At 45.1% G+C, this 26,644-nt stretch carries 22 protein-coding genes and 1 other annotated feature; of the genes, 10 read left to right on the top strand and 12 right to left on the bottom strand.

The genetic code is table 11. The features are described 5' to 3' along the window. The first annotated feature begins 133 nt into the window (after positions 1-133). Together FLM48_RS12155 and FLM48_RS12160 are read left to right on the top strand one after the other, a co-directional pair. Positions 134-1,927 carry an autotransporter assembly complex family protein gene (locus FLM48_RS12155; RefSeq protein ID WP_372847481.1) on the top strand — a complete coding sequence of 598 codons (1,794 nt, stop codon included), beginning with the start codon at positions 134-136 and terminating at the stop codon, positions 1,925-1,927. Further along, positions 1,924-5,952 carry a translocation/assembly module TamB domain-containing protein gene (locus tag FLM48_RS12160; RefSeq protein ID WP_179024819.1) on the top strand — a complete coding sequence of 1,343 codons (4,029 nt, stop codon included), beginning with the start codon at positions 1,924-1,926 and terminating at the stop codon, positions 5,950-5,952. Before FLM48_RS12155 ends, FLM48_RS12160 begins: the two co-directional genes overlap by 4 nt. 92 nt (positions 5,953-6,044) lie before the next feature. Here the strand turns inward: FLM48_RS12160 and fadR are convergent, their stop codons facing one another. Continuing rightward, complete coding sequence (gene fadR / locus FLM48_RS12165) at positions 6,045-6,791, bottom strand: fatty acid metabolism transcriptional regulator FadR (RefSeq protein WP_051484661.1); 747 nt, start codon at positions 6,789-6,791, stop codon at positions 6,045-6,047. 301 nt (positions 6,792-7,092) lie between these two features. On the opposite strand from fadR, the gene nhaB reads away from it, so the two are divergent. Further along, entirely contained in the window at positions 7,093-8,685 is a 1,593-nt protein-coding gene (gene nhaB / locus FLM48_RS12170) for a sodium/proton antiporter NhaB (RefSeq protein WP_179024820.1), read from the top strand. Between the two features lie 103 nt (positions 8,686-8,788). Further along, positions 8,789-9,301, top strand: coding sequence for a disulfide bond formation protein DsbB (gene dsbB / locus FLM48_RS12175; protein ID WP_179024821.1), 513 nt, complete (start codon positions 8,789-8,791; stop codon positions 9,299-9,301). Between the two features lie 39 nt (positions 9,302-9,340). Here dsbB and FLM48_RS12180 read toward each other — a convergent pair whose 3' ends face one another. The 3 genes from FLM48_RS12180 to FLM48_RS12190 form a co-directional block, all read right to left on the bottom strand. Continuing rightward, positions 9,341-9,781, bottom strand: a complete 441-nt coding sequence (locus FLM48_RS12180; RefSeq protein WP_179024822.1) for a YcgN family cysteine cluster protein — start codon at positions 9,779-9,781, stop codon at positions 9,341-9,343. Between the two features lie 66 nt (positions 9,782-9,847). Continuing rightward, the gene (locus FLM48_RS12185; protein WP_028774238.1) at positions 9,848-10,834 is read right to left on the bottom strand and encodes a lytic murein transglycosylase; all 987 of its coding nucleotides are present in this window, start codon (positions 10,832-10,834) and stop codon (positions 9,848-9,850) included. Positions 10,835-10,854: 20 nt separating this feature from the next. Continuing rightward, positions 10,855-11,136 (bottom strand): YcgL domain-containing protein, encoded by a 282-nt coding sequence (locus tag FLM48_RS12190; RefSeq protein WP_028774239.1) that lies wholly within the window; start codon positions 11,134-11,136, stop codon positions 10,855-10,857. A 136-nt stretch (positions 11,137-11,272) separates the two neighbouring features. On the opposite strand from FLM48_RS12190, the gene minC reads away from it, so the two are divergent. The 3 genes from minC to minE are packed head-to-tail and all read left to right on the top strand — an operon-like array spanning position 11,273 to position 13,040. After that, on the top strand, positions 11,273-11,938 hold the full coding sequence (minC, locus tag FLM48_RS12195) for a septum site-determining protein MinC (RefSeq protein WP_028774240.1): 666 nt from the start codon (positions 11,273-11,275) through the stop codon (positions 11,936-11,938). A gap of 29 nt (positions 11,939-11,967) precedes the next feature. Beyond that, positions 11,968-12,777: a septum site-determining protein MinD gene (minD, locus tag FLM48_RS12200; RefSeq protein WP_028774241.1), complete on the top strand. Its 810-nt coding sequence runs from the start codon at positions 11,968-11,970 to the stop codon at positions 12,775-12,777. 2 nt (positions 12,778-12,779) lie between these two features. Continuing rightward, entirely contained in the window at positions 12,780-13,040 is a 261-nt protein-coding gene (minE, locus tag FLM48_RS12205) for a cell division topological specificity factor MinE (protein WP_028774242.1), read from the top strand. Between the two features lie 63 nt (positions 13,041-13,103). On the opposite strand, the gene rnd is transcribed toward minE, so the two are convergent. The 7 genes from rnd to tsaB all read right to left on the bottom strand — a co-directional run bounded on the left by rnd (position 13,104) and on the right by tsaB (position 19,921). Beyond that, entirely contained in the window at positions 13,104-14,216 is a 1,113-nt protein-coding gene (gene rnd / locus FLM48_RS12210) for a ribonuclease D (protein WP_179024823.1), read from the bottom strand. Between the two features lie 92 nt (positions 14,217-14,308). Then, on the bottom strand, positions 14,309-15,982 hold the full coding sequence (gene fadD / locus FLM48_RS12215) for a long-chain-fatty-acid--CoA ligase FadD (protein ID WP_179024824.1): 1,674 nt from the start codon (positions 15,980-15,982) through the stop codon (positions 14,309-14,311). A 193-nt stretch (positions 15,983-16,175) separates the two neighbouring features. Next, a complete protein-coding gene (locus FLM48_RS12220; protein WP_179024825.1) occupies positions 16,176-17,045 on the bottom strand; it encodes an alpha/beta fold hydrolase in 870 nt (289 codons plus the stop codon). A 28-nt stretch (positions 17,046-17,073) separates the two neighbouring features. After that, positions 17,074-17,877 (bottom strand): class I SAM-dependent methyltransferase, encoded by an 804-nt coding sequence (locus FLM48_RS12225; RefSeq protein WP_179024826.1) that lies wholly within the window; start codon positions 17,875-17,877, stop codon positions 17,074-17,076. Between the two features lie 78 nt (positions 17,878-17,955). Continuing rightward, positions 17,956-18,678: a M50 family metallopeptidase gene (locus FLM48_RS12230; RefSeq protein ID WP_179024827.1), complete on the bottom strand. Its 723-nt coding sequence runs from the start codon at positions 18,676-18,678 to the stop codon at positions 17,956-17,958. Next, positions 18,671-19,018, bottom strand: coding sequence for a hypothetical protein (locus tag FLM48_RS12235; RefSeq protein WP_037471363.1), 348 nt, complete (start codon positions 19,016-19,018; stop codon positions 18,671-18,673). Before FLM48_RS12235 ends, FLM48_RS12230 begins: the two co-directional genes overlap by 8 nt. Positions 19,019-19,201: 183 nt before the next feature. Next, positions 19,202-19,921, bottom strand: a complete 720-nt coding sequence (gene tsaB / locus FLM48_RS12240) for a tRNA (adenosine(37)-N6)-threonylcarbamoyltransferase complex dimerization subunit type 1 TsaB (RefSeq protein ID WP_179024828.1) — start codon at positions 19,919-19,921, stop codon at positions 19,202-19,204. A gap of 371 nt (positions 19,922-20,292) precedes the next feature. Between tsaB and FLM48_RS12245 the strand changes: the two genes are divergently transcribed. Further along, the gene (locus FLM48_RS12245; RefSeq protein WP_179024829.1) at positions 20,293-21,636 is read left to right on the top strand and encodes an NAD(P)/FAD-dependent oxidoreductase; all 1,344 of its coding nucleotides are present in this window, start codon (positions 20,293-20,295) and stop codon (positions 21,634-21,636) included. A 366-nt stretch (positions 21,637-22,002) separates the two neighbouring features. On the opposite strand, the gene FLM48_RS12250 is transcribed toward FLM48_RS12245, so the two are convergent. Then, the gene (locus FLM48_RS12250; RefSeq protein ID WP_179024830.1) at positions 22,003-23,928 is read right to left on the bottom strand and encodes an ATP-dependent DNA helicase; all 1,926 of its coding nucleotides are present in this window, start codon (positions 23,926-23,928) and stop codon (positions 22,003-22,005) included. 306 nt (positions 23,929-24,234) lie between these two features. Then, positions 24,235-24,354, top strand: a sequence feature (His leader region). Between the two features lie 68 nt (positions 24,355-24,422). Here FLM48_RS12250 and hisG point away from each other — a divergent pair. Together hisG and hisD are read left to right on the top strand one after the other, a co-directional pair. Then, complete coding sequence (hisG, locus tag FLM48_RS12255) at positions 24,423-25,322, top strand: ATP phosphoribosyltransferase (protein WP_028774128.1); 900 nt, start codon at positions 24,423-24,425, stop codon at positions 25,320-25,322. Positions 25,323-25,341: 19 nt separating this feature from the next. Then, entirely contained in the window at positions 25,342-26,643 is a 1,302-nt protein-coding gene (hisD, locus tag FLM48_RS12260; protein WP_179026360.1) for a histidinol dehydrogenase, read from the top strand. Position 26,644: the final 1 nt, after the last annotated feature.

Genomic DNA, 26,644 nt, shown 5'->3' on the forward strand with positions numbered 1-26,644 from the left:
AATTACAATCATCTTCTTGCACGCAATTGATTATCTGCGACAATAAACTGTCCCCGAAATATAATAAGATAGAGCATTATTTTTGAACTCGTTTTTGCGCATCATCATGTTGGTCTTCCTGTTTGTTAGCATCATGCTAATAACCTTGCCCGCCATTGCTGATAACTATCTTAAGGTTTCTGTCACTGGCGCGAGTCCATCACTGACGCGTAATATCAACGCCCATTTAGGCGAACTACCCAAATCGGCTAACCAACGCCGTGCCTATATCTTTAATGCCGAAGATAATATCCGCTCAGCGCTGCACTCCGTTGGCTACTATCATGCGAAGGTCAACCAAAGCATTGAACGTGCCGATAAGGGCCCGTGGACATTGGTTGTGGATATTACCCCTGGGGAGCCAACCACCATTGAATGGGTCGATCTCCAGCTTAAAGGTGAGATCTTAAATGATGTCATGGTGACCAACTGGCTTAATCAGCTGACCATAAAGCCCGGCGATGTGTTAAACCATGGCACTTATGAAAATGTAAAATCACAATTGGTTACCCTCGCCTTAGCACGGGGCTACTTTGATGGTGAATACACCCAATCAAATATTGTGATCAATCGCGACCGTAAGCGAGCACAGATCTCTTTGCACTACAATTCAGGGATTCGCTACCATATTGGCGACGTCTCATTTGAAGGCCACACGCTCAACGATAATATATTATCTGAGCTTATTCCTTTTGAAAGCCAAACCCCTTACAGCACGGCTAAACTGGGTGAGCTGAATCGCGAGTTATTAGACACCAACTACTTCTCCAGCATTAAAGTATTACCGCAATTAGACAAAATTAATGGCGTTGATGTACCGGTGAAAGTTGAATTACTCAATCGCCCTAGCCATTCACTTGAGCTCGGTGTCGGTGCCGAGATTGGGAATTCAACCAACGATGGCATTGAGCCTCGAATCAAAGTTAATCTGCGAACACCGCAGATTAATCGATACGGCCACTCTCAAGAATCAAGTATTGAATGGTCACCAGACAGACCAAAGTTTTTAACTACCTATACCATCCCGTTATCACATCCGTTAGACGATCAGTTAAAGCTCCGGGTGGGCTTGCTGCGTGATAAATACGGTGTAACCCAAGTTTATGATCCAGATAAGCGCGATTACACTAAAACTGGCGAGCTGGAATCAACCAAAATGGCCTTAGGGGTGATTCGCCAACAACGGCTAAAGAGTAATTGGGTATGGACCTATTCCTTAGAGGCCATGAATGAAAGTTACACCCAATCGGACACTAATTATGATCCGCGATTCTTATTGCTGGGCACCAGTATTTCCAAAACTAAGCGTGGCGATAATACCCTCGACCCCAAATCAGGCTTTTTCCAGCAATACAGTATCGAATATGCTGACCCGCAACTGTCATCGTCGGTACGCTTAACGAGGCTCGCCGCAAACTTTAAAGTCGTTGAGACATTTTTCAAGAAGCACCGAATTGTGAGCCGATTAGATATGGCTGCCAACATCGTCGCCGAAGAAGACTTACCTTTTGTGCCGCCCTCACTGCGCTATTTCGCCGGTGGCGACCAGAGTATTAGGGGTTATAGCTACCAAGAGCTGGGTCCTTATATTGAGTACATCAATGATGACGGTCAGCTTGCCAGAGAAGTCGTTGGTGGGCGCTATCTTTTAGTGGGTAGCATCGAGTATCAGTACTATTTAACGCCAACATGGCGAGTAGGAACCTTTGTCGATGCAGGTAATGCTTTTGATGTTGACCAAATTGAGCCAATAGTCTCTGTTGGTGGCGGCATACACTGGATCTCCCCCATCGGTCCAATTAAGCTCGATTTGGGTGTGGGCCTAAAAGAAACTGACACCGTTGACCGGTCTTGGCGTATCCATGTCACTATGGGGGCTGAGATATGAATCAAGCATCCCCCTCTACACACACAGACACCCAGCAAGCAGATAACCTGGCAGCGCCACGTCGACCTATTATCACCACCTGCAAAAACCTAATTAGGGTCGCACTGTATTTACCCATTGTCGTGTTAGTCGCCCTAGCACTGGTCATCGGTACTCCGTTTGGAAGCCGTGTTGGTGTGATGCTGGCCAATCAGTTTGTACCTGATCTTGAACTGGATTACCGCTCAGGCATGCTCAATAAAAGACTGAGTCTCAATTATGCGGCATGGCAAATGGATGGCGTGAAGGTCGAAGTTGATGATTTAATGATTGAATGGCGCCCGGTATGTTTACTACAAAAACAGCTTTGCGTGAATGCTTTGCATACCAGCAAAGTCAACGTCGAGGTGGATACCGCAGCATTTAGTGACGATGACGATGACACTAACCTTGACACCAATACCGAAACCGCTGATATCCCCCCCAATCTAACGACAGTGGCCACATCACCTCAACCAGACAATGAAGTCGAACCCGACGAGCGACTTAGCGTTGAAGATGAAACAGAAATTACTTTACCTTTTGGTATTGTATTACTTGATGGCGACTTAAGCGGCGTTACCGTGCGGGTCAATGACATGCATTTCAATGCAGATAACCTCACGTTAGCCGCACAATGGCAACAAACGGGCATCAGAGTCAATAATATTACCAGCAATGGACTCTATGTTGATATCCCCTTAGGTGACCCAGTAATTGATGATACAGATCCTAAAACCACTGCAGTGACAAGCGATAAAATAAGCGCTAACTCAGCTAACACGACTGGTAACAAGACAGCTAGCCAAACCAGTACAATACAGAAAAATAACGACTCCGATGTAGATTGGGCCATGGCCAATTTACCGACAGTGTTCATGCCGATTCCGGTATTTGTAGAGCAATCTACCCTGGCACAAAGTTTGCTTAAACTTGGCCAGCGACAAGACCAATTTATGCACATTGAGTTAGTTGGTAGTTATCATCGCTACTTAATCAATGTCAACAAGCTTGATGTCATCCATGACTATGGTAAAGCTCAGCTAAATGGCCAGTTAGCGCTGCAACAGGATTACCCTATGCAGGTAAACTTAAGCAGTCAACTGCAGCAGGTCACTGAAGTTCCCGGCCTGCAAAATCAAGACATTGATATCAAACTTAACGGTGGATTTAACAAACTCACTGTAGACATCGATGCCAAACAACAACTTGAATTTACACTTAGCGGTGACATTAGCCTCGCTAAACCAAGTTTAGATTATCAGTTAAACCTCAATGCCCAGACACTATTTTGGCCGTTGCTGCAACCTATCTATTTCGCTAACAATAGCAAACTAGTGAGTCAAGGCAGCCTAAAGCAGCAGCAAGTTGATTTAACCGGCCATTTTGACACGCCCTACCACACGCCGATTGATATCATTACCCAATTTGTTCATCAAAGTGAGCAACACAACATTGATGTTTCTCAGCTGGTGATCAACGGAGAAATTGGCAATCTAGATGCACAAGGCAAGGTTAGTTATGGTGATAACTGGCAATGGCAAACCCAATTTAGCAGTCAATCTTTTGATCTGTCACAATTAACTTTTGATGCCGATAACCTGTTACCACAATCTGCAATAACCGGTGACATTAGCAGCCATGGCAGCGTCGCTGGCGACAACTGGCAAGTGGCTATTGAACAGTCTAATTTAAGCGGTCATATTGATGACTACCCTTTCACCTTAAGCGGCGATATTAGCGTGAACCAAAGTTGGCACCTCAACGCCAACAACCTCAACATTGATGCATTACAATCTAAATTGCAGATCTCAGGGAATGTTGAAGAAGATTGGACCTTAAATGCCCATTTCGACGTGCCAGATATTAGCCTTTGGCATCCCGATGCTGGCGGAGCAATTTCGGCAGATATATTTGTCTCTGGTGATAACGAAAAACCAGATATCGCCGTCACGGCCGATGTGATTGAAGTGAACTTTAACGATCTTTATATTGAGAAATCCAAGCTCAAAGGCTTCTATAGCCCATTTGATGAACATCGTTATGCATTATCGTTAAAATCTTCACTGATTAAACAAGCAGGGTTAACACTGAGTTCAGTCACCTTTGGCTCCAAAGGTGACCAATTTAAGCAAAAAGCAACTTTACAGAGCTTTGGCGACTTTAAGCTCGACTTATCCGTAAAATCGACTTCTGATTTAGACAAGCAAACCATAGATGCGCAGATCTTACGCTTAAATTTAGACTCGCGCCTAGGCCCTTGGCAGTTAGATAATCCTATCGCGCTGAGCTGGGATAACCTCCAACAGCAAGGTCAAGTGACGCCCTTTTGCTGGATTCACCAACATGCCGAGCTGTGTGTCACCGACAAAACTGAGCTGGCAAAACTAGGCGATACCCAATTAAGCCTAAATGCCGATATAGGGGCGTTACTCGCGCCCATCATGCCTGAAACCTTAAATTGGCACGGCCCTGCATCGGCGCAAGCTAAATTTGCATGGAGCCCAGAGCAAAAACCTCAAGGCGAGTTAACACTGACGCTAAGCCCAGGTGAAATAATTTTGCGTAACCAAAATGGGCGTAATATTGATATCAACTACAAGGCATTAGACCTGGCCATGTTACTTGACGAGCAAGCGCTAGCCAGTAAGTTCACCTTTGAATCTGCCGATATCGCAGCGATAGATAGCCAACTCAGTATCAGTGTTGATCCAGAGCGCAGGCTTGATGGTTACTTGAATATTACCGAAGTCAATTTAGATGCCCTATCTGAACTGGCTCCGCAATTAGAAACATTGCGCGGCCATATCTCCAGTGAACTGTCCATTGGCGGCAACCTTAACGACCCGGATGTTGAAGGCAGCATTAGCCTAAAACATGGCCAGTTTATGGCCACAGCAAACCCGACCCTAATTGAAGACATTAATGTTGAGCTGATGCTAGATCAGCAGCAAGCGCTGGTGGCCGGCACATGGAAAATGGGAGGTGGTACCGCTAACCTTAGCGGCGATCTTGATTGGCGCAATAAAGGGGTTAAGGGCGATATCAAAATTAAAGGTGAGAAACTCGCCATCATTCAACCGCCCCTCGCCCTCATCGATCTCTCTCCTGATCTGCATCTGGTGTTTGACAATGACAGCTTAGATATCAAAGGCGAGGTCTCTATTCCGTCAGGTGACATTACCATAGTGCAGCTGCCTGAAGGCGGCGTCGCAGAATCAAGTGACGTTGTGTTTAACGACAGCATTGCCCAGCAGCAACAGACACAGTCACCCTATGCCATTTCTACCGATGTGAAAGTTAACGTGGGTGATCAACTTAATATTCAAGGTATGGGCCTGCGTGGAAAATTAGTGGGTACCTTAGATTTTCGCCAAGAACCGGCGCGCCCGCCACTCATCTATGGCGATATCAAAGTGGTGAATGGCAACTACAAATTTATGGGGCAAACACTAGAAATTAGCGCAGGCGAAGTGCAGTTTATCGGTCCGATGGAATTACCCAACCTCAATATTGAGGCATTAAGGGAAGTCAAAGATGAAGATGTGGTTGCAGGTGTACGTATCACAGGTACGCCAAGACAACCCATTGTGACGCTATTTTCAACTCCAGCCAAAGAGCAAGCCGAGATATTATCCTATATCCTCAAAGGCACCGGCATGGGCAACAACAGTGAAGGGCAAAATAACGCCCTAATGATGAGTGTTGCGCTTACCTTAGGTAATCAGTTTGGTAATGGCGCCGTGAATAATGTCGGCAGTAACGCCACAGGAATCATTGAAAAAATAGGCTTTTCTAACGTGCAGTTAGATGCAAACGATGATGGTAAAGTTGCCATTAGTGGCTATATCGGCGAAAACTTAATGGTCAAATATGGCATAGGCGTATTTAACACAGGTTATGAGATGACCGTACGTTATTACCTGCTATCACAGCTCTATTTAGAAACGGTCTCGGGTAACGTAGAACAAACATTGGATGTCTACTATAACTTCGATATCGATTAAATTTGGCTACGTTACAGATAGTAGCTTAGTCACTAAAAACTGGTACAAAAAAAGCGCTGTGTAGACAGCGCTTTTTACTTTACAGCAATGACTTAATTCGCCGCTTTTAGACTGTTTCTGTAGCGCTGCCATACCTTACCGCTATTAATGCCATAACTGCGCATCAAAGACGGAATGTCATGGTGATTACCTTTTTGCGCTAACGCTGCCAACGCCTGATAGAAGTCTAATGCCAGCTCTCTGGCTTTATCAATGGCGAAGTATTCTTCACCGACTCGGCTATATAGGCCCTTAAAGCCGTTCAGGATAAGCACATACAGTGGGTTACCTGAGTTATAAGCTAATGTGTGGTGCAAGTGATAATCAAATTCGACATAAGCTTTAGGGTCGTCATTTAAACCATCAATTTGTGCTAATGCCTCTAATACCTTATCAGGATTATGGCGCACCGCACCTTTAAAATAGATGGCGCTAATGTTGGTACGAGCAGATAAAAGCTGTTCAAGTAACACAGGTTCGCCATCAGGATTCAAATCGGCGATGGTTTCCAACACATTAAGTCCTGAAGTTTCCCAAATGTCATTCACACGAGTGGGTTTACCGTGCTGAATCGTCAACCAACCATCACGCGCAAGACGCTGCAGCACTTCGCGCAATGTTGTACGTGTTACGCCGATTAATTCTGATAATTCGCGTTCTGCAGGAAGAATTGATCCAGGAGGGAATTTTTCTTCCCAAATAGAACGCACAATGTACTTCTCAGCAAAGCTCGCAGGGCCTTTTGCTTCAATGATATCTTTATCTTTTGGCATTGCTGGTGATTTTGGGGCAGTTGTCATCAGGCCACTTTTCCAGATTTAATTCGAGTTATTTTAAGAACTGATCATACCAGAGCGTGGCGAAATGGAAACCTTATCTACAAGATTACTGCCTGAGATCAATGTTTAGACGTTGCAAACTGGTAAGAATACACCGCTAAACATTAATTTTATCTTAAAAATTGCTAAATATGCTGCAATTTTGAGCGTTAGAGTGAATATAGCTATTAAACTCTCCCAATCATTAAGATAAACTTAAGCCGATCAAGCCAGTGATATGTAAATCACTTGTTAAAATAATATTATATTTTGAGAGGGTGCCATGCCTGTGACCATGAGTCAGGCGTTTATTGATAACTTCTTAGGAAATTCTCCTAAGTGGTTCAAAATCGCAATTTTGAGCTTTCTAGTACTAAACCCAATTATTTTCTACATTAACCCATTTATTGCGGGTTGGTTGTTAGTAGTTGAGTTCATTTTTACTTTAGCAATGGCGCTGAAATGCTATCCGCTGCAACCCGGTGGTTTACTTGCTATTGAAGCTGTCATCATTGGCATGACCTCCCCCAGTCAAGTTCTGCATGAGATAGAAGCTAACCTCGAAGTATTACTGCTATTGATCTTTATGGTAGCCGGCATCTACTTTATGAAGCAGTTGCTGCTGTTTGTATTCACTAAGATGATCACAAAAGTACGCTCTAAAGTTGTCGTATCATTAATGTTCTGTGTGGCATCGGCCTTCTTATCGGCATTCTTAGATGCATTAACGGTTATCGCTGTCATTATCGCCGTTGCGGTGGGCTTTTATTCTATCTATCACAAAGTCGCATCGGGTAAAAACTTTGCCGATGACCACGACCACACTTCAGATGGCCAAAGTGGCCAACAACTGTGTGAAGAAGAGTTAGAAGCTTTCCGCGGTTTCCTACGTAACCTATTGATGCATGCCGGCGTGGGTACCGCCCTTGGTGGTGTTTGTACTATGGTTGGTGAGCCACAAAACCTGATCATTGCTGCCCAAGCCAACTGGCAATTTGCAGAATTTGCGCTTCGCATGTCACCCGTTACTATCCCGGTATTTATCGCCGGTATTAGCACCTGTTTCCTCGTTGAGAAAATGGGCTGGTTTGGCTATGGTCAACAACTACCTGACGCGGTACACAAGATCTTATCGGACTACTCAGCCCATGAAGATGCCCGCCGCACTAAACATGACAAAATGAAGTTAGTGGTTCAGGCATTGGTCGGTATTTGGTTGATTATTGGTCTTGCATTCCACCTAGCCTCTGTAGGCCTAATTGGTTTGTCAGTGATCATTCTCACCACCGCATTTAATGGTGTCACCAATGAGCATGCACTTGGTAAAGCATTTGAAGAAGCATTGCCATTTACCGCACTACTAGCCGTGTTTTTCGCCATTGTTGGCGTGATCATTGATCAACATCTGTTTGCGCCGGTTATCCATTGGGCACTGAGCTACGAAGGTAATACTCAATTAGTGATTTTCTACATTGCTAACGGGCTGTTATCTATGGTGAGTGACAACGTGTTTGTGGGCACGGTATATATCAATGAGGTGAAAGCAGCCCTACTTGATGGCCAGATTAGCCGTGACCAGTTTGACCTGCTTGCTGTTGCGATTAATACCGGTACTAACTTACCGTCTGTGGCTACACCAAACGGTCAAGCGGCGTTCCTATTCCTATTAACCTCGGCGATTGCACCGTTAATTAGACTGTCATACGGTCGAATGGTTTGGATGGCACTACCCTATACAATAGTGCTTTCTATTGTCGGCGTGGTGGCGATTGAAAGTGGTTTCTTAGTGGATATGACTCAATCGTTCTACGACTCGCACATGCTATTACACCATAGTGCAGCCGAAGCAGTACAAACGATGAGTGGCGGCCATTAATTAATGGTTACATATCAGCATTGACTGAACTTTCAAGGTTTTATACAGTCATAAAAAGCGCCCCTAGGTAGGGGCGCTTTTTTTCATCAAGGAGTTTTGACTTTTGAGTGCTTTAACCCGATTTGCCCAATCTCGCACAGCTTGGCTCATTTTATTTCTTAGTGCGTTAGGTCTAGAAGCTTGTGCTTTATTCTTTCAATACGTGATGCTACTTGACCCCTGTGTAATGTGCATTTATCAACGTGTAGCATTAATGGGCATATTAGCAGCGGGACTCATCGGAGTTATTGGTCATAGTAATCGTTTCGCACGCTTTATTGCGGTGCTGGCCTGGGGTGCGAGTGCCGGCTGGGGATTAAAAGTTGCGGTTGATTTAGTTGATATGCAAACCAATCCGTCCCCTTTCTCAACTTGTTCTTTCTTACCAGAATTTCCAAGCTGGATGCCATTACATGAATGGTTGCCGTCGGTCTTTATGCCAGCGGGTATGTGTTCAGATATCCCGTGGGAAATGTTTGGCGTCACCATGGGACAATGGATGATCCTTGCCTTCAGTGTTTACCTGCTGGCACTGCTGGTATTTATCATTCCGGCATTGGCTAAAACTGCTAAGTAATTGCTCATATCTAGCACCAGTGATATTAAACCATTGGTGCTATTCGCAGTCTCGTAAAGGCCATAACACAATATGGTCTTCTATTTCTCTGACTTTGGTTTCGCTAACAACTTTGTTTTGCACTGACATCCCTTTGGCATGCATCTGATCAGCATTACCCGCAATCAAAGGGTGCCATGAAGGCAGTTTACGCCCCATATAAAGGCGTCGATAGGCACAGCTATCTGGCAGCCAAGTTAGCTCCGCAATATTATCGATAGTGACTTTGGTGCAGGTAGGAACAAAATCGAAGCGTTGCAGATAGTGCACGCAACTGCATGACTGACTATCTAATAGCTTACAAGCGGCGTTAGTGTAGTACAGCTCTTCGGTTTCATCATCAATAAGCTTGTTTAAGCAACATTTACCGCAACCGTCACAAAGTTGCTCCCACTCAACGGTGGTAAGTTGATCTAATGATTTTTGTTCCCAAAACGCCATACTAACAATGTTTCTACTGCAAAGAATTGAAGGGCGCTATTTTACACCAGTTTGCTAAGTAAGGGGTCATTTTATTGCTGGATATTTGATACGCTCCGACAAGTAAGCTACCGCTAAAGCAAAGTAATCATCGTTATGCCACTTTAACAACGCCCGATAGTTGTCATAAACCAAATAGTGCCGGCCTGTAGTACCATCGGGCATAATTAAACTGATCTGCATGTCATTGCGCTTAGGTAAGTCACTGCCATCAAAACGTCTGACACCAAGCTGTTGCCATTCATCAAAGCTGGCCAAATTAGCCAAACCTGTCTTATCAGTATCAATATCCGTAGGTGCTTTGACCTGTCGGCCCCAAGTTTCTGCTTCTTTCCACCCTTGCTGCTGCAGGAAATACGCTAAGGATGCGAAAACATCGGCATCTGATTGCCATATATCTACGCGCCCATCTTGATTGCCATCTTGGCCGTACTGAAGCAATTGGGTGGTAGTAAAGCCCGTCGCACCAAGTAAACCTTCACTGTTACTTTGCAATTGATTGTAGGGCAAATCAAACTTAGCAATGGCATTAAAGCCATCAAACACTTGCTGCTCAATCGATGATGAGGCTGACGCGTTATAGGCGCGCGTTGCCAATACACTTAAGGCCGGTAAGCTACTACTTTGTTGACCGAACTGACTGTTGATGCCCCAAAGTGCCACAATAAAGCGCGGCTGCACCTGATAACGCTGACCAATTTCAGTGAGCTCATCTAAATGAATCTTATAGAGTGCCCGCGCCTGTTGCACCATCGATTCTGGCACGGCAAGGGGAAGGTAAGTTTCTAAATCTTTTGGGTTGGTTGTTGTCGGCTCGTTGCTAGGCCCAGCACGATGAAATCGTTTAATTTTGCTGAAGTGATTCTCTAACAGTGGTTTGCTCACGCCATTGTCTAGCGCTTGTTGCTGTAATTGCGTTAAGTAATCGGTAAATTGCTCACCATTAGCGTAACTGGACAACGTACACAAACTCAAAGTGGCGACCATGCAAATAGTATGAAACTTGTTAGGCATAGTCGCTCCTCTTAACGCTATTAATCAGTGCTAATTCCGTTGGCAATTTTAAACTCTTCCAGCAGATTCACTTTAGGTGGTGGTAATTGAAGATAATACCCCTTCTCTTCAAGTTCAACTTTTACTTTGTTGATATCTGCAAACGCTAAATGACTTCGCTTTTCAAGTGGTAACATCATCACCAATTCAGGTGCACCAAACATCTCCATTAGAGGTTCTGGTACTCGTTCGAATTGATTACGTTTCTCTACAAAAAGATAAGTGTCTAACTTACGGCGACTCTTGTATACAGCACAGATCATATCTAACTCAATTTCCAAACTATTCAACTTGCCAGCTAATTGCCCACACTATAACATGGCTACTCAGGATTATTATAATGCTAACAACGATAGCTTCGTTTTTACGCTGTTTATTATAACAAGAGCAAATACAGGAATGCAGACATCCAGCCTAGAGTTAAAAGGCTCATCATTTACACTTTCAGTGCTTCATATTAAGCACCAAGATTTAGATAAAGTCGCACAAGAACTTGATAGCAAACTGGCTATCGCACCGCAGTTTTTTCTTGGGGCGCCTTTAGTTGTTAACCTAAGTGCAATAACCGATGGTGAATATAGTCTTGCTGGACTTAAAGATCTGTTGGTCTCCAGACAATTGGTGATTGTCGGCATTACCGCCGCGCCATCAGCCATTGCTGCCCAAGCTAAAACACTGGGTTTAGCCATTATCAAGTCCGGCAAGCAAGCCGATAACCAACCGCAATTACCTAAGACCACCAAAATTGTTAAGCAAAATGTCCGCTCAGGACAGCAGATCTATGCAAAAAATGGCGACCTTATCGTCGTTGGTGCTGTAGGCAATGGTGCTGAAGTCATTGCTGATGGCAGCATCCACATATATGGTAGTCTAAGAGGCAAAGCCATGGCAGGCGCTGCGGGTGATAGAAATGCCGTTATCATTGCCAAATCTTTAGATGCTGAGTTGGTGTCTATCGCCGGGCAATATTGGTTAACAGAGAACTTAAACGAACATAGTACAACACAAAGTGGTTGCATTAGGCTTGAAGGCGAATCGTTAAGCGTCGAGCCACTGGCACTTTAAAACTCGTATTAAAAAGGATAAACAACATCATGGCACAAATTATTGTTGTCACATCAGGAAAAGGTGGCGTAGGTAAAACCACGTCGAGTGCAGCGATTGCAACAGGTTTAGCACTTAAAGGTCATAAGACCGTCGTGGTAGATTTCGATATTGGCTTACGTAACCTGGACCTTATTATGGGCTGTGAGCGTCGCGTTGTGTATGACTTTGTCAATGTCATCAACGGCGAAGCCAACCTAAACCAAGCTTTGATCAAAGACAAACGTTGTGACAAACTTTTTGTTTTGCCCGCTTCGCAAACACGCGACAAAGACGCATTAACTAAAGAAGGTGTTGGTAAGGTTTTACAGGACCTAGCAAAAGATTTTGAATACATCATTTGTGATTCGCCAGCGGGTATTGAAACAGGCGCTATGATGTCTCTTTATTTTGCTGACATCGCCATTGTTACCACCAACCCAGAAGTCAGCTCAGTGCGAGATTCAGACCGAATCTTGGGCATGCTACAGAGTAAATCAAAGCGTGCAGAAGAAGGACTTGAGCCGGTTAAAGAGTATTTATTATTAACGCGATACTCCCCTGCCCGCGTAACCACAGGTGAAATGCTAAGCGTTGCCGATGTGGAAGAAATTTTGGCCATTCCGCTGATTGGTGTGATCCCTGAGTCACAAGCGGTTTTGAAAGCATCTAACTCAGGTGTCCCTGTGATTATCGATCAAGAAAGTGATGCAGGACAAGCGTACAGTGATGCGGTTGCACGACTAACGGGTGAGGAACTGCCTTTGCGCTTCGTCACTGAGGAGAAAAAAGGATTCCTAAAACGGATATTTGGTAGCTAATTATGTCTTTACTCGATTATTTTAAAACTAAGAAGAAACCTAGTACTGCGGCCACAGCAAAAGAACGTCTACAGATCATTGTGGCGCATCAACGTGGTGAGCGTGACGCGCCAGATTACTTTCCTGCTATGAAGCAAGAAATCTTGGAAGTGATCCGTAAATATGTACAGGTAGAAAATGACCAAGTATCGGTGCAGTTAGATCAAAAAGATGACCATCTATCGGTATTGGAATTAAACGTCACGCTGCCGGAAAAGCCGTAACGTTCATCATAAAAAAAGCCAATGACATGTCATTGGCTTTTTTGTTGTCCATCCGCTTAGGTATTATACCTCGATACCTGCTAACGCATCCGCGACGATTGCCGCACGCCAGCCCGTGAGTAGTAATGGCATGTTTTGCGCTGCCTGCCCTTGCCAACGCCACTGTAAATACTCGTGAATATGACGTTTTGAGCCCAGCAGTTCAATGGCAACTTCATGTTGCTCAGCCAAGGCAACCAGGCAATTCTTTAACGCTTTAAATGCGGACTTATAACCAGGCTTTAGTGCAATAACATCAATCGGTTTAGGAGGATTATCCAAATCTGCTTTGGCCATGACCGCAATAATTGCCTTGGCATTGATGCGCTTTTCTTGCTCTGTCAGTTCCACCATTTTATAAATGTCGCTCGCTTGCTTTGGCTGCTTTTTTGCCAAACCAATCATCGCATGATCTTTTAACACAAATCCCAAGGCTAAATCTTTTTCTAAAGCTCGCTCTAAACGCCAACTGGCCAAAACTTTTAAATAGGCTAATTGCCGCGGGCTTAACTGAAAAGCATTCTTCACTTTTAGGTAAGCGCTTTCAGGATCAGGCAAACTTAAACGCCCTTGTGTCATGCGCTCACTTTCCTCAAGCAGCCACTCAGTCCTATTCATTTGCGCGAGCTTTTGCTGCAATTGCGGGAGTAAGTTGTATAAATAATAAACATCGTTTGCGGCATAGTTAAGCTGCGCTTGGGTTAGAGGACGTTTGATCCAGTCAGTGCGTGATTCGCCTTTATCAAGGCTCACTTGTAAACACTGCTCCACCAGTTTAGCGTAACCTAAACCATGGCCCATACCACATAGTGATGCCGCTATCTGGCTATCAAAAAGCTGCGCGGGTTGGCATTGTCCATAACGGGCAATCACCTCTAGGTCTTCACTGCATGAATGCAAAACCGTAAGTCTGTTTTTATCCGCTAATAGTGCCCAAAAATCACTTAAGTCAGTAACGGCAACCGGATCAATCAAAGCCAATGTTTGACCATCATATACTTGGATTAATCCAAGGCGTGCATAGTAAGTGCGGGTACGCACAAACTCCGTGTCTAACACTAACAACTTGGCGCTTTGATATTGCTCAACCAACTTGGCTAAGCTGGCATCATCTTCGATATAGTCAAACGTTAACAAACTCTTCTCCCTTAATCCCAAACGCCATAAAAAAAGCCAGCTTAGCAAGCCGGCTTTTATCGATTTAGGTAAAATCAATCAACCTGTATGATTTACGCTGATTTAGCCTCATCACGTAATTCACGACGTAGAATTTTACCTACGTTGGTTTTTGGCAACTCGTCCCTAAATTCTACCAGTTTCGGAACTTTATATCCCGTCAAATGATCGCGACAATGGCTAATCACTTGCTCTTCGGTCAAAGATCTATCAGCGGCGACCACAAATACTTTAACTAATTCGCCTGACGCCTCATGGGGAACCCCAACTGCCGCCACTTCAACCACCTTAGGATGCAGTGCGACCACTTCTTCTACTTCGTTAGGGAACACATTAAAGCCACTGACCAAGATCATATCTTTTTTACGATCGACAATAAAAAAGAAGCCTTGTTCGTCCATATAACCGATATCACCAGTAGCAAGATATCCGTCTTTATCAATTACTTTACCTGTTTCTTCAGGTCGTTGCCAATAGCCTTTCATCACTTGCGGGCCTTTTGCATACAGCTCGCCTGTTTCGCCTTGTGCCAGCACCTTGCCATCATCGTCACGCACTTGCATATCAGTATTCGCCACAGGGAAACCGATAGAGCCATTGTAGCCATCGAGGTTATAGGGACAACATGTCACAAGCGGTGAAGCTTCGGTCAAACCGTAGCCTTCTAATAAGCGAGTTTGGGTAATCGACTGCCACTTGTCAGCTACAGCCCGTTGCACTGCCATACCACCACCAATTGACAGTTTCAGATCGCTAAAATCTAAATTGGTAAACTCTTCTGAATTGACCAGTGCATTAAATAGCGTATTCACCCCAGTTAGCGCAGTGAACGGATGTTTGCGCAGTTCCGATACAAATGCAGGAATATCTCTTGGGTTGGTGATAAGTAGATTGTTCGCCCCTTTGTGCAAGAACAACAAGCAATTCACGGTCAACGCAAAAATATGGTAGAGCGGCAGAGCCGTTACCACGAACTCTTTACCATCAATCAATAGCGGAGAATAAGCAGCGTCAGCTTGCAGCAGATTACTGACAATATTGCCGTGGGTAAGCATTGCCCCTTTCGACACGCCTGTGGTGCCACCTGTGTACTGCAAAAATGATAAGTCATCATTAGTCAGTACCGGCTTCACATACTGCATACGGCGGCCTTTCGATAACGCTCGGCGCATAGAAATCGCTTGCGGTAGGTGATATTTAGGCACCATCTTTTTGATGTATTTAACAACAAAATTAACCAATGTGCGTTTTGGTGCACTGAGCAAATCGCCCAAGCCGGTAAGAATAACGCTCTCTACTGGCGTTTGATCAACCACTTCTTCGAGTGTGTGAGCAAAGTTTGACACCACTACAATGGCTTTAGCTCCGGAATCGTTAAGCTGATGTTTTAACTCTCTAGGGGTATACAGCGGGTTAACATTCACCACCACCATGCCGGCACGTAAAATACCGAATAACGCGATAGGATACTGCAGCAAGTTAGGCATCATAATGGCGACACGGTCACCCTTTTGCAGTTTAAGCTCGTTTTGCAAATAGGCAGCAAACGCACGGCTACGCTCTTCAAGCTTACGATAGGTCAACGTTGCGCCCATATTGACAAACGCAGGTTGGTCAGCGTATTTGCTCACAGAGCTTTCAAATAAATCAACTAAAGAGCTATATTGCTCAGCGTCGATTTCAGCCGGCACATCTTCTGGTAAATGGTTAATCCAAAGTTGTTCCACGAGTATCTCCTGAATCCCCACAAACAGTGGCTATAGGCGTCTTTGGCCTAAAAGTTTGAAAAAACAAACTAAAATCACTGATTTAATTATTGTTAGTAACGCCTCAAAAAATCATACGGGCGTTTTAATTTTGATCATCATCACACAAATAGAGTAAAAATCCTAGTCCCAATTTCTATCTATCTGCAAATCGCTATTCTGGCATTAAACAGGCCAATATATGTTGTGCTACATCAACGGCATTGCCCATGTGCAGATGGTGATCGCCTGGCAATTCAACCTGAGTTAGATTGGTAAACCAATGCTGAACATCCTGTTGATGTCGAGTCATTGGCCGAAAACCTTTATCACCTACAATCAGCATAGTCGGACATTGATGAGGATTCATTAAACCTTCAACGTGCAACGGCCCAAGGCGCATGGGCGAATCAAGCTTAAGCCGAGGATCGCTACGCCAGTAGGCCAGATCATCAGCAATAGTTAGGTTGCGCGATAGTATCAACCGGCTCCAAGGTTCAGCTAATCCAGTTAGCTTAACTCTGGCTTTTACCGCAGCGTCAATACAGATGGCTTTGGCTGGACTCCCAGGGCGTTGCCGATGCTGAAGCACACTCTTAATCAAGCGCTGCCGTGCATTGGTTTCGGGCTCACTTAACGGAATTAGCGCTTCAATTAACACTAATTGTCTTACTCGTTCGGGGAAACTGGCGGTATAGGCTGAGGCAATCAACCCACCTAAAGAATGGCCTATCACCGCATGAAGCGGTCGTGTTGCTGTTATATGCTCAATCAAGGCATCGAGGTCAAACAAATAGTCGACCCAATGCAACGCATAGCCACCAGGACGATGCTGCGAACCACCATGTCCTGGCCAATCAATGGCTAAAACCTGGTAGTGCTGGCTAAGATATTGTGCCAATGGCTCAAAGCTATTGGCATTGTCTAACCAACCATGTAACGCTAACAGCAGAGGCTTATCGTCTGCTCCCCACACTTTACCTGTGAGCTCGATATGAGGCAGCGCAATCACTACCTCATTTTTTGCGGGGCAAGACTGCCACATAAATCCTCTACTGTCAGTGAAAATTGACTTACTTTTTAATAAATTTGAGCGTCATGCGATCACTCTCACCTATCGCGACATATTTTTGCTTATCTTGATCACCCATAGCTAACCTTGGCGGTAAGGTCCACACGCCTTTCGGATAATCTTTAGTGTCTTTAGGGTTGGCGTTGATCTCTGAGCTCGCCACTAAATCGAAGCCAGCCTTGCGCGCCATTTCAATGGTTTGCTCTTGGCTCATATAGCCAGATTTAGGATCCATTCCGGGGTTAGATCTGTGTTCAACAACACCAAAAATGCCGCCGGGTTTAAGCACACTATAAGCAGAATCGAACACCGTTTGCAGTTGATCTTGCATTGCCCAGTTATGCAGGTTTCTAAAAGTCAGCACCACATCAGCACTGTTATCTTCTCCTAAAGAAGATAAACGAGGCGGTTCAAACGGGAAACTACTGGCGTGACCCAATTGTGTTTTGTTGGTAGTGATCCACTCCTCAAGGGCTTTGCCAAGACGAATTTTGTAACCTGGAGATTTCACATCCTTGGGAGGATTGGCATCAAAGTTTGCACCAATGTAATGACCTTCTTTTGCGAGATACGGGGCAAGGATTTCAGCATACCAGCGACCACCGGGCCACAGTTCAATCACAGTATGGTTAGGTTTTACACCAAAAAAGTGTAGAGTTTGTTTGGGGTGACGGGAATCATCACGCTCAGCGTTGGCTGGGGTACGTAGTTCATTGTTAAGTGCGCTATCTAAATCACCAGCACTGGCAAGCGGGCTTAACAACATGCCAGCCAATAATGCTGATACTAAGGTACGTTTTTTCATTATTAGTATTCCTGAGTAATTGAATCAGGGTTAACCTAACAGCAGTTGCGATAAATATTCAACAAAACAAACACTAGTTTACAATTTTGTTGATTTTGACTTGGCCGCATGACGTAATACTCGCTGCCAGCACAAGTACAACATCCATAATGAAAACGCCAACCAGATGGCAACCCAAATCCATGCGGGAATCCAGGTCATCTGTGCAAGCGCTACCGCATCGCCCCGGCCACTCAAGCCCAATAACACTAAGGGACTGGCCAAAGCATTGAGCATAATCATCATCGCCACAACTCGCAGCGTAGCCGCTAGCAGGCTGACATGGGACAATTTAAGCGGCAGCAATAGCAGTAATACCAGTGATGACAAGATAACAATCGTCAGCAGATCCCGTGCCCAAAGCAAAATGGTCAACGCAACTAATGCTGCTAAGCAGGCAAAACTGACCCGAATCGCCCGCTGCCAAGTTGCCAAGTTGTATATCAAGTATCCCCATAAAGCCGCACCAAAATAGCCACAAAAGGCGATAATAATCGGCCAGCCACCTTGGCTATAACAAAGACCCGCGCCATTTGGAAACAACTGGATATGGCTCACGCTACCGGCAGTCAACACCGTCGCTATACCATGAGATAACTCGTGAAAATAACTTTCTAGCCATTTAAAAGGCACGCTTATAAATGGGATGCGAATAACAATAATCGCTAACAATAACTCGAGGAAAAATCGGCTTTTGCTCGGCATAGCAAAATGCGCGCTGTCGCTTGAAATCCTAGCCGAGTCCATTGGACCGTTAGGCATAGGTGTCGATACCTACCATTTGAGAAATAGCGTCTCGTTGCTCAGCATGTTGATTGGTTAAGTAGGCGCCGATGGCCCCCTGATGTGTATTAGCGTTCTGATCATACTCAAGCTGAGCTTGCTGCTTAGCCGCCATATCATGGGCCACCAGCTCTTGTTGCGGCTTAGGCGCGCTTTCATAATCTAAGGTTTTACTTTGCTGAGACTGTTTTTCGAGTGGCTCAATGTAATCATTACCCGTCACGACTTGAGTCAAACTATCAATAGCCGGCGCCGAGCTCGCGTTTTGAATACGCGAAACCGTGGGTCCTTGAACTGGCGATTGTATTGGTGTGATCATCTCGTTAACTCTTAAACCTTTACCACTCGAAACAATATTATTGGATTTTACAACTTAACCATAGCAAGTACATCTATCACCTGCCGACTTAGCCACTTTGCCTAAACAAGCCACATTATAGCTATCGTTAATTATTGTGAGCGCGCATTTTAAGCCACTCGGTAGATTAAAGACTACCCTATTTTATTCGCGACCGGGTAATTTTTTCCACGTCACAGTGTCACGCAGATATACCGGAGCTAGACCATCAACATCGGTTGCTAAACCTTGTTTATGGGCTTGCTCAGCAAGCGGTAACATAAACTTTGCCTCTGGAAATTTCGCTATCTCACTGATTGTAGCAGCTGAAAATAGGGCTGCTAATTGCGGATAAGCTTCAAAGCCTGTGCCGCACAAAACAACCTGACTATCAGTATCCACTTGATAGCTCACCGCTTCGGGTAGGCAGACATGCTCTTCACCAACCCGTTCTGCACGACCTTCAACGTTAGTGAATTCTGCCCAATACACTTCGCCCATACGCGCATCAATAGCGGTCAGTACATGCTGAGCGCCCTCCTCGCTAATGGCCGCTTGCGCCATTGCTTGCAGGGTGGATATCCCTACAACCTCGATATCTTGGCCTAACGCCAACCCTTGGGTCATCGAGGTGCAAATACGGATACCAGTAAAGCTCCCTGGACCACGACCATAGGCAATAAAATCAACTTCGGCTAAGGTTATTGATGCCTGCGACAATACATTGTTTACCATTGGCAACAACCGCTGACTGTGCTCCCGAGGCGCATCAGCTTGCTCTGCAAAGACTTTGCCTTGGTAATAAAGTGCAACCGAGCAGGACTCAGTGCAGGTATCAAGTGCCAAGATACAGTGAGTTGCGTCTGCCAATAGATCTTCAAGCATGTATTTTCTCAGTTTTTATCAATAATTTTAAGCTAGAGCCACGTGCTGAACCCGGCCCAACTGCGCAAGCGCTAATTATACCTAAAAATTACCATTGCACTAATGCCCAGCCGCTATTTTCAATCCCTAGCTAGGATAACTGGCTATTTAAACAGCAAAACTGTCTTGGCCTAAAGCATTACCACCGGCAAATACCTAAACTTTTGTATGCGCTAGCGCGACTACGCTTTGCATGAGTGATCGCCAAGACACCAAATAGCAAATACGCGACACAGATCACAATCGCAGGTCTCACTATCGCGTTAAACTTGCGCCAAATCAAAGCGCATGGCGCAAATTCTCTGTAGTCAACAACGCAGTCGGGAGTTCATATGCCAATACCATCATCTTCGTCAGCCTTACCTAGAATCGTTATTGTGGGAGGCGGCGCAGGCGGACTTGGCTTGGCAACCCAACTGGGCCACAAACTCGGCCGCAGCCAACAAGCTGAAATTATCCTTGTTGATAAGAACCGAACCCATATATGGAAACCCCTGCTGCATGAAGTTGCAACCGGCTCGTTAGATGCGGATCTCGATGGTGTCGTATACTCGGCCCACGCCGTAAAACATGGCTATCATTTTCAACTCGGTACGTTTGAGCAACTCGATTGTAACGCCAAGCAGATAACGCTAGCAGCGATCACTGATGCCAAAGGCAAAACCTTGCTACCGCAGCGGCAATTATCATTCGATAAATTAGTTATCGCAGTGGGCAGTGTCAGTAACGATTTTGGCACTCCGGGGGTAAAAGATCACTGTTTCTTCTTAGACTCACACGAGCAAGCCAATCGTTTTCATGACCATTTACTCGACAGTTTTACTCGCGTTCATCAAGCCCATGAACAACACAATGCTACAACTGGCGGTCAACAAAACCAGCTCAACATTGCCATTGTGGGTGCGGGTGCTACAGGCGTTGAGTTATCTGCAGAGCTTTACCATGTCACAGAGATGCTTAAAGTTTATGGCCTAAGTAAAATGACCGCGGACAAACTCAGCATCGATTTGATAGAAGCCGGCCCCAGAATTTTACCCGCTTTGCCAGAGCGCATTAGTGCTTCAGCACGTCAAGAACTGTCGAAACTCGGCGTTAATGTGAGGGAAAACACCCGTATTGCAGAGGCAACCAGCCAAGGGTTTGTTACCGACAAAGGTGAGCTGATTCAAGCGAACTTAATGCTATGGGCGGCCGGGGTTAAGGCACCTGACTTTATTGCTAACCTTGCCGGTTTTGAACTTAATCGCAACCACCAAATAGTGGTTAAACCTACCTTACAAAGCAGCACTCACGATGACATTTTTGTTATTGGCGATTGCTGTGCTTGTGAGCAAGCTGATGGCAAGCTAGTGCCGCCGCGGGCACAGTCTGCGCATCAAATGGCACAATGTGTTGAAACTAATCTGGTTAACTTCTTTAATCAGCAGCCATTACAAGACTATCAATACGTCGATTATGGGTCACTTGTGAACCTATCACGCTTTAGCACCGTTGGCAGCCTTATGGGTAATCTCACTAAAAACAGTATGTTCGTTGAAGGTAAAATTGCCCGATTTATGTATATCTCGCTGTACCGCATGCATCAAAAATCCATCCATGGCAGCTTAAAAACCTTTGGATTGTGGCTCACTGAAAAGATGATGCGTGTGGTGCGTCCGCGTATGAAACTGCATTAATACCAATCTGCATAAGAAAGTGATCTACTCAGAGCTATTTCTGGCAAACTAATTCGAGACGAATAACTTAAGTAATAGTGGTTCTATTGTGAAGTTATTCAACGAAGAAGTAGGCAGCCAAAAAATCTCCCAAAGGGCGAGTTTTAGCGCTTCTGATACTGTGTAAACGAACTTGAACATAGAGTAACTATGCCCTTCATTCGTTGCAAGCCACATGGATGTGGTGAATGTCATTAATGCACGACTATAGGGATATAGGAGGTAGAGTGACGCAGGAACAGTTACCGAGGAGCATTTAATGACCTTGTCTCAAAAGCGCTAAACTCTCGCTGAGCGATCACATCTTTATGCTGATTGGTATAACAGCTAGCTGATTGTCTTAAGAAAAGTTAATGCCTTATCCAGATTTCGCGTACGCGACATAGGCGGCAAGCTATTAAGGAATGCTTGGCCATAGGGGCGATTAACAATGCGGTTATCGCACAAGATTAATACCCCGCGATCTTTCTCGTCGCGGATAAGACGACCGACACCCTGATTCAATGAGATCACCGCTTGTGGTAAAGACAGTTCATTGAACGGATCTTTGCCCTTGCGACTGACCCCTTCTGCCCTAGCTTTATACAAATTATCATCCGGCGACATAAAGGGTAATTTGTCAATTATGACGCAACTAAGCAGTTTGCCGCGTACATCAACGCCTTCCCAAAAAGCGCCTGTTCCCAGTAATACCCCATTACCGAGCTGGCGGTACTTCTTCAGCAGGACCTGCTTGCTAGCCTGGCCTTGTACTAACAGCGGATAGTTAACCCTGCCGTTAAGCAACTGCGCCACGCGGTTCATCATGCTGTGGCTAGTAAACAAAATAAAAGTACGCCCTTGCGCAGCATTAATTGCTGCGATTGCGACCTCAACAAGTTGGTTGGCAGCATGAGCTTGCTGACTCACCCGGCCTAGATGACGGGGGACACAAAACAGCGCTTGCTTTGGGTAGTCAAAGGGGCTATCAAGCAGCAAACTACGGCAGTTTTTTAACCCCAATGCTTGTTGAAACAAGCTTAAATCACGATCGATTTGTAAGGTTGCTGAGGTAAAAATCCAACTCACCTTATCGTTAAACAACTCACGGCATTCTTTAGCCACATCAATGGGTGAAATACGTAACGTTGCATAGCCATCACTGAAATCGATACTGTAGGCAGCATTGCTATTATCACATTGAAAATAAACGTTCAGCTTATCAACGAGGCCTTGCCATTTTTCAATAATATCGTCGAGCTGTTCTAAGCGGCCGACATAGCCCAGTAACACCTTTGCCAGTGCGGTCAGTTCTTCGAGCAGTTGCCACGCCGCTTGCATCAATTGTTTATTGCCGATCAGCTGGCGCCAATCATTCTGGGCGCTATCGTAGAGCTTATCTTGCCACTCAAGCAGTAAGGTTAAACATCGACTGCTCAAAATGCCGATTTGTGGTGAATCCGCCAGTTGTTGACGGTAGAGTTTTTCCATCTGCGCCAAAGCCTTAGCTAAAGTTCCTAGGTTTAACTGTTGACCAAAGTAAGTCACGGCGATATCAGGTAAGAGATGAGCTTCATCAAAAATGACCGCATCGCTATCGGGCAGCAATTCTGCGAAGCCGGTTTCTTTAAGGATTCGGTCAGCAAAAAACAGATGGTGATTAACAACAATTATTTTTGCATCCATGGCGCGGACCCGCGCTTTGCGGGTAAAGCAATCATCGTAATATTCACAGCGCTTACCTAAGCAATTATCTTTGCTACTAACCACATAGGGCAGCGCGGGTGATTGCTCTGAGACTGACGTTAAGCCCCCGATATCACCGTCTAAACTTTGTCCGGCCCAATGATTAATGCGCAGTAAGTCATCAAGTACTTGGCTGTCCATTGAAGTGGCGCCTTGCACTTGCTCCGCCATATGGTGTTGACAGAGATAGTTATTACGACCTTTCAACAAGGCGATTTTAGGATCGATATCGAGCATATCGAGTAATGCGGGTAAATCTTTGTAGAACAACTGCTCTTGTAAGTTCTTACTCCCGGTACTGACAATCACTTGCTGGCCACTTAGCAATGCGGGGATCAAATAGGCATAAGTCTTACCTACCCCAGTACCCGCTTCGACTACCAAGGTTTTTTTACTCACTAAATGTTCGCTGACACTGACAGCCATCTCGACCTGTTGCGGTCTAGGACTATAATCTTTGACTTGAGTAGCAATCACACCGTTATCGGCAAATACGCGATGCACTTCTTTAGTTAGGCGGGTCGTCACAATGCTGGGTAGTAATCATTTAATGTTAGCGGCTTTAGTGACTGCATTATGCCAACAATCAGCATATCTACAACTGCTCATTAGTATTCTCCATCGGATTATCACTAATTTCATGGCCCAATATCGAGTTGTTTTATTGTTTTGTTATTAGAACAAGCATGACATTTTGATGAAGTTTATTCATCCAGCCAAATTAGGGCTTGCAATCAAACCGCAAGTTGATTAATTTAAATGTCAATCGCGCACAAATTGCGCCAAACGAATTTTATTGAGATAACGAATTATGCAAAAGCTTTTGAACACTATCCATCATCACCATCATATGCGGTAGCCTTCGGAAGCTCACTGCCGAAGGACTATTTCCTTCCGGCGGTTGATTCAAGAATATCAAAAACCCCTGGAAGGAATTCCAGGGGTTTTTTAGTTTTCGGCTTAAAGAATTGTTTTTAAAGAAAAATATTTAAGTTTATTGAATCAAAGTTAAGGAAATAACCATGTCAGAGTCAAATAGATTACGTATCGCAATCCAAAAATCAGGTCGCCTTTCTAAAGAATCGCAAAAACTACTGAAAAGCTGCGGCGTAAAATTCAATGTTAACGAACAACGATTAATTGCCCACTCTGACAACATGCCAATTGACCTGCTGCGTGTACGCGATGATGATATTCCAGGCCTAGTCATGGACGGTGTGGTTGACCTAGGTATTATTGGCGAGAACGTTCTCGAAGAGGAACAAATTGAGCGTCAAACTTTAGGTAAGCCGGCTGAATGCGTCAAACTTCGTGATTTAGATTTTGGCGCCTGCCGTCTATCACTCGCTGTACCGAATGAATTTAGCTATCAAGATGCCAGTTCATTAGAAGGACTACGCATTGCCACCTCATATCCCAACTTGCTTCGCCGCTATATGCAAGAAAAAGGCATTACTTACCGCGACTGTATGCTAAAAGGCTCAGTCGAAGTTGCCCCCCGTGCTGGTTTAGCTGATGGAATCTGCGATTTAGTTTCAACTGGCGCGACCTTAGAGGCGAACGGACTATATGAAACTGAAGTGATTTACCGCTCAACAGCTTGTATCATTCAATCTGTTCAGCAGCAAAGCGATGATAAACAAGCGCTTATCAATAAAATCTTGTCACGTATTAACGGTGTTGTCCGTGCAAAAGAGAGTAAATACATCCTACTGCACGCGCCAACCGACACCTTAGAGCAAATTGTTGCCCTACTACCAGGTGCCGAAAACCCAACGGTGTTACCACTTAACGATGATTCCAATCGTGTCGCCATCCACGCAGTCAGCACCGAAGATCTGTTCTGGGATACGATGGAAGAACTCACTCAACTGGGTGCGAGCTCAATTCTAGTAATGCCAATTGAGAAAATGATGGGATAACACCATGGCTGATACAACTATCAATCAATTAAATTGGTCATCACTCACTGATGCACAACAAGCTCAAGCCTTGTCACGTTCACCGCTTATTGGTGACAGTGGATTAGAAGCCAATGTGCAAAACATTATCAATGCTGTGGCTGAGCAAGGTGATAGCGCACTGCGTGCTTTTTCAAGTCAGTTTGATGGGGTTGAGCTGCAGGATATTGCCCTATCGGCGACGGCCATTAATGAAGCCTGCGATCGAGTCAGTATTGAAATAAAGCAGTCTATTGCCCAGGCCATGGCTAACATTGAAGCCTTTCACAATGCCCAAGCCTTTCAAGCAATCGATGTGCAAACCCAAAGCGGTGTGCGCTGTGAGCTAAGAAGTGAGGCGATTGAAAAAGTCGGTTTGTATATTCCTGGAGGCACTGCGCCACTAATCTCAACTGTGCTCATGTTGGCACTGCCGGCTAAAATAGCTGGTTGTCAGCAACGGGTGTTAGTCAGCCCGCCGCCGATAAACGATGCCATCATCTATGCGGCCAATGCCTGTGGTATAAGCGAAATCTATCAGGTTGGTGGAGCGCAAGCTATTGCCGCCTTAGCACTCGGGACACAAACCGTACCTAGCGTAGACAAAATTTTTGGCCCTGGTAACCGCTACGTGACCGAAGCTAAGCGCATCGTCTCGCAGGACAGTCGCTGCGTGGTGAGTATCGATATGCCGGCTGGCCCATCTGAGGTACTCGTTATCGCCGATGGTCAGGCCAATGCACGTTTTGTTGCCGCCGATCTACTATCTCAAGCTGAACACGGTAGTGATTCTCAAGTGATATTAGTCACCGACAGCCAAGGCCTTGCTGACGCTGTTGACGCCGAACTGGCAATACAATTAACTGCCTTGCCACGACAAGATATCGCCCGCGATGCACTCAGTGCTAGCCGTACAATTATTGTCGATAATATCGAACAAGCGGTATCTGTCTCTAATCGTTACGGGCCAGAACATTTAATTATTCAGACCCAAAATCCACGCGCACTGCTCAGTCAGGTTCGAGCTGCCGGTTCAGTATTTTTAGGGGCCTATACGCCTGAATCTGTGGGTGACTATGCCAGTGGTACCAATCACGTATTACCCACCTATGGATACAGCCGTGCGGTATCTAGCTTGTCACTAGCTGATTTTAGTCGCCGCTATACCGTGCAAGAGCTAACGCCGCAAGGGTTGATGACGTTGAGCCAAAGTGTCATGACATTGGCCAATGCTGAACAACTTGATGCTCACAAAAATGCCATCGCGGTTCGCCTAGAAGCCATGTCAGAGAAGGAAGGTTAAT

Source organism: Shewanella sp. Scap07 (assembly GCF_013394145.1).
Taxonomy (GTDB): Bacteria; Pseudomonadota; Gammaproteobacteria; order Enterobacterales; family Shewanellaceae; genus Shewanella; species Shewanella waksmanii.

Coding starts and splice junctions, on each gene's coding strand:
- FLM48_RS12220 (WP_179024825.1), bottom strand. CDS start 17,045: ATGTGGCAGTCTTGCCCCGCAAAAAATGAGGTAGTGATTGCGCTGCCT.
- FLM48_RS12230 (WP_179024827.1), bottom strand. CDS start 18,678: ATGCCTAACGGTCCAATGGACTCGGCTAGGATTTCAAGCGACAGCGCG.
- minE (WP_028774242.1), top strand. CDS start 12,780: ATGTCTTTACTCGATTATTTTAAAACTAAGAAGAAACCTAGTACTGCG.
- tsaB (WP_179024828.1), bottom strand. CDS start 19,921: ATGCTTGAAGATCTATTGGCAGACGCAACTCACTGTATCTTGGCACTT.
- hisG (WP_028774128.1), top strand. CDS start 24,423: ATGTCAGAGTCAAATAGATTACGTATCGCAATCCAAAAATCAGGTCGC.
- minC (WP_028774240.1), top strand. CDS start 11,273: ATGCAGACATCCAGCCTAGAGTTAAAAGGCTCATCATTTACACTTTCA.
- FLM48_RS12235 (WP_037471363.1), bottom strand. CDS start 19,018: ATGATCACACCAATACAATCGCCAGTTCAAGGACCCACGGTTTCGCGT.
- FLM48_RS12160 (WP_179024819.1), top strand. CDS start 1,924: ATGAATCAAGCATCCCCCTCTACACACACAGACACCCAGCAAGCAGAT.
- FLM48_RS12180 (WP_179024822.1), bottom strand. CDS start 9,781: ATGGCGTTTTGGGAACAAAAATCATTAGATCAACTTACCACCGTTGAG.
- nhaB (WP_179024820.1), top strand. CDS start 7,093: ATGCCTGTGACCATGAGTCAGGCGTTTATTGATAACTTCTTAGGAAAT.
- FLM48_RS12225 (WP_179024826.1), bottom strand. CDS start 17,877: ATGAAAAAACGTACCTTAGTATCAGCATTATTGGCTGGCATGTTGTTA.
- minD (WP_028774241.1), top strand. CDS start 11,968: ATGGCACAAATTATTGTTGTCACATCAGGAAAAGGTGGCGTAGGTAAA.
- FLM48_RS12245 (WP_179024829.1), top strand. CDS start 20,293: ATGCCAATACCATCATCTTCGTCAGCCTTACCTAGAATCGTTATTGTG.
- fadR (WP_051484661.1), bottom strand. CDS start 6,791: ATGACAACTGCCCCAAAATCACCAGCAATGCCAAAAGATAAAGATATC.
- FLM48_RS12190 (WP_028774239.1), bottom strand. CDS start 11,136: ATGATCTGTGCTGTATACAAGAGTCGCCGTAAGTTAGACACTTATCTT.
- FLM48_RS12185 (WP_028774238.1), bottom strand. CDS start 10,834: ATGCCTAACAAGTTTCATACTATTTGCATGGTCGCCACTTTGAGTTTG.
- FLM48_RS12155 (WP_372847481.1), top strand. CDS start 134: ATGCTAATAACCTTGCCCGCCATTGCTGATAACTATCTTAAGGTTTCT.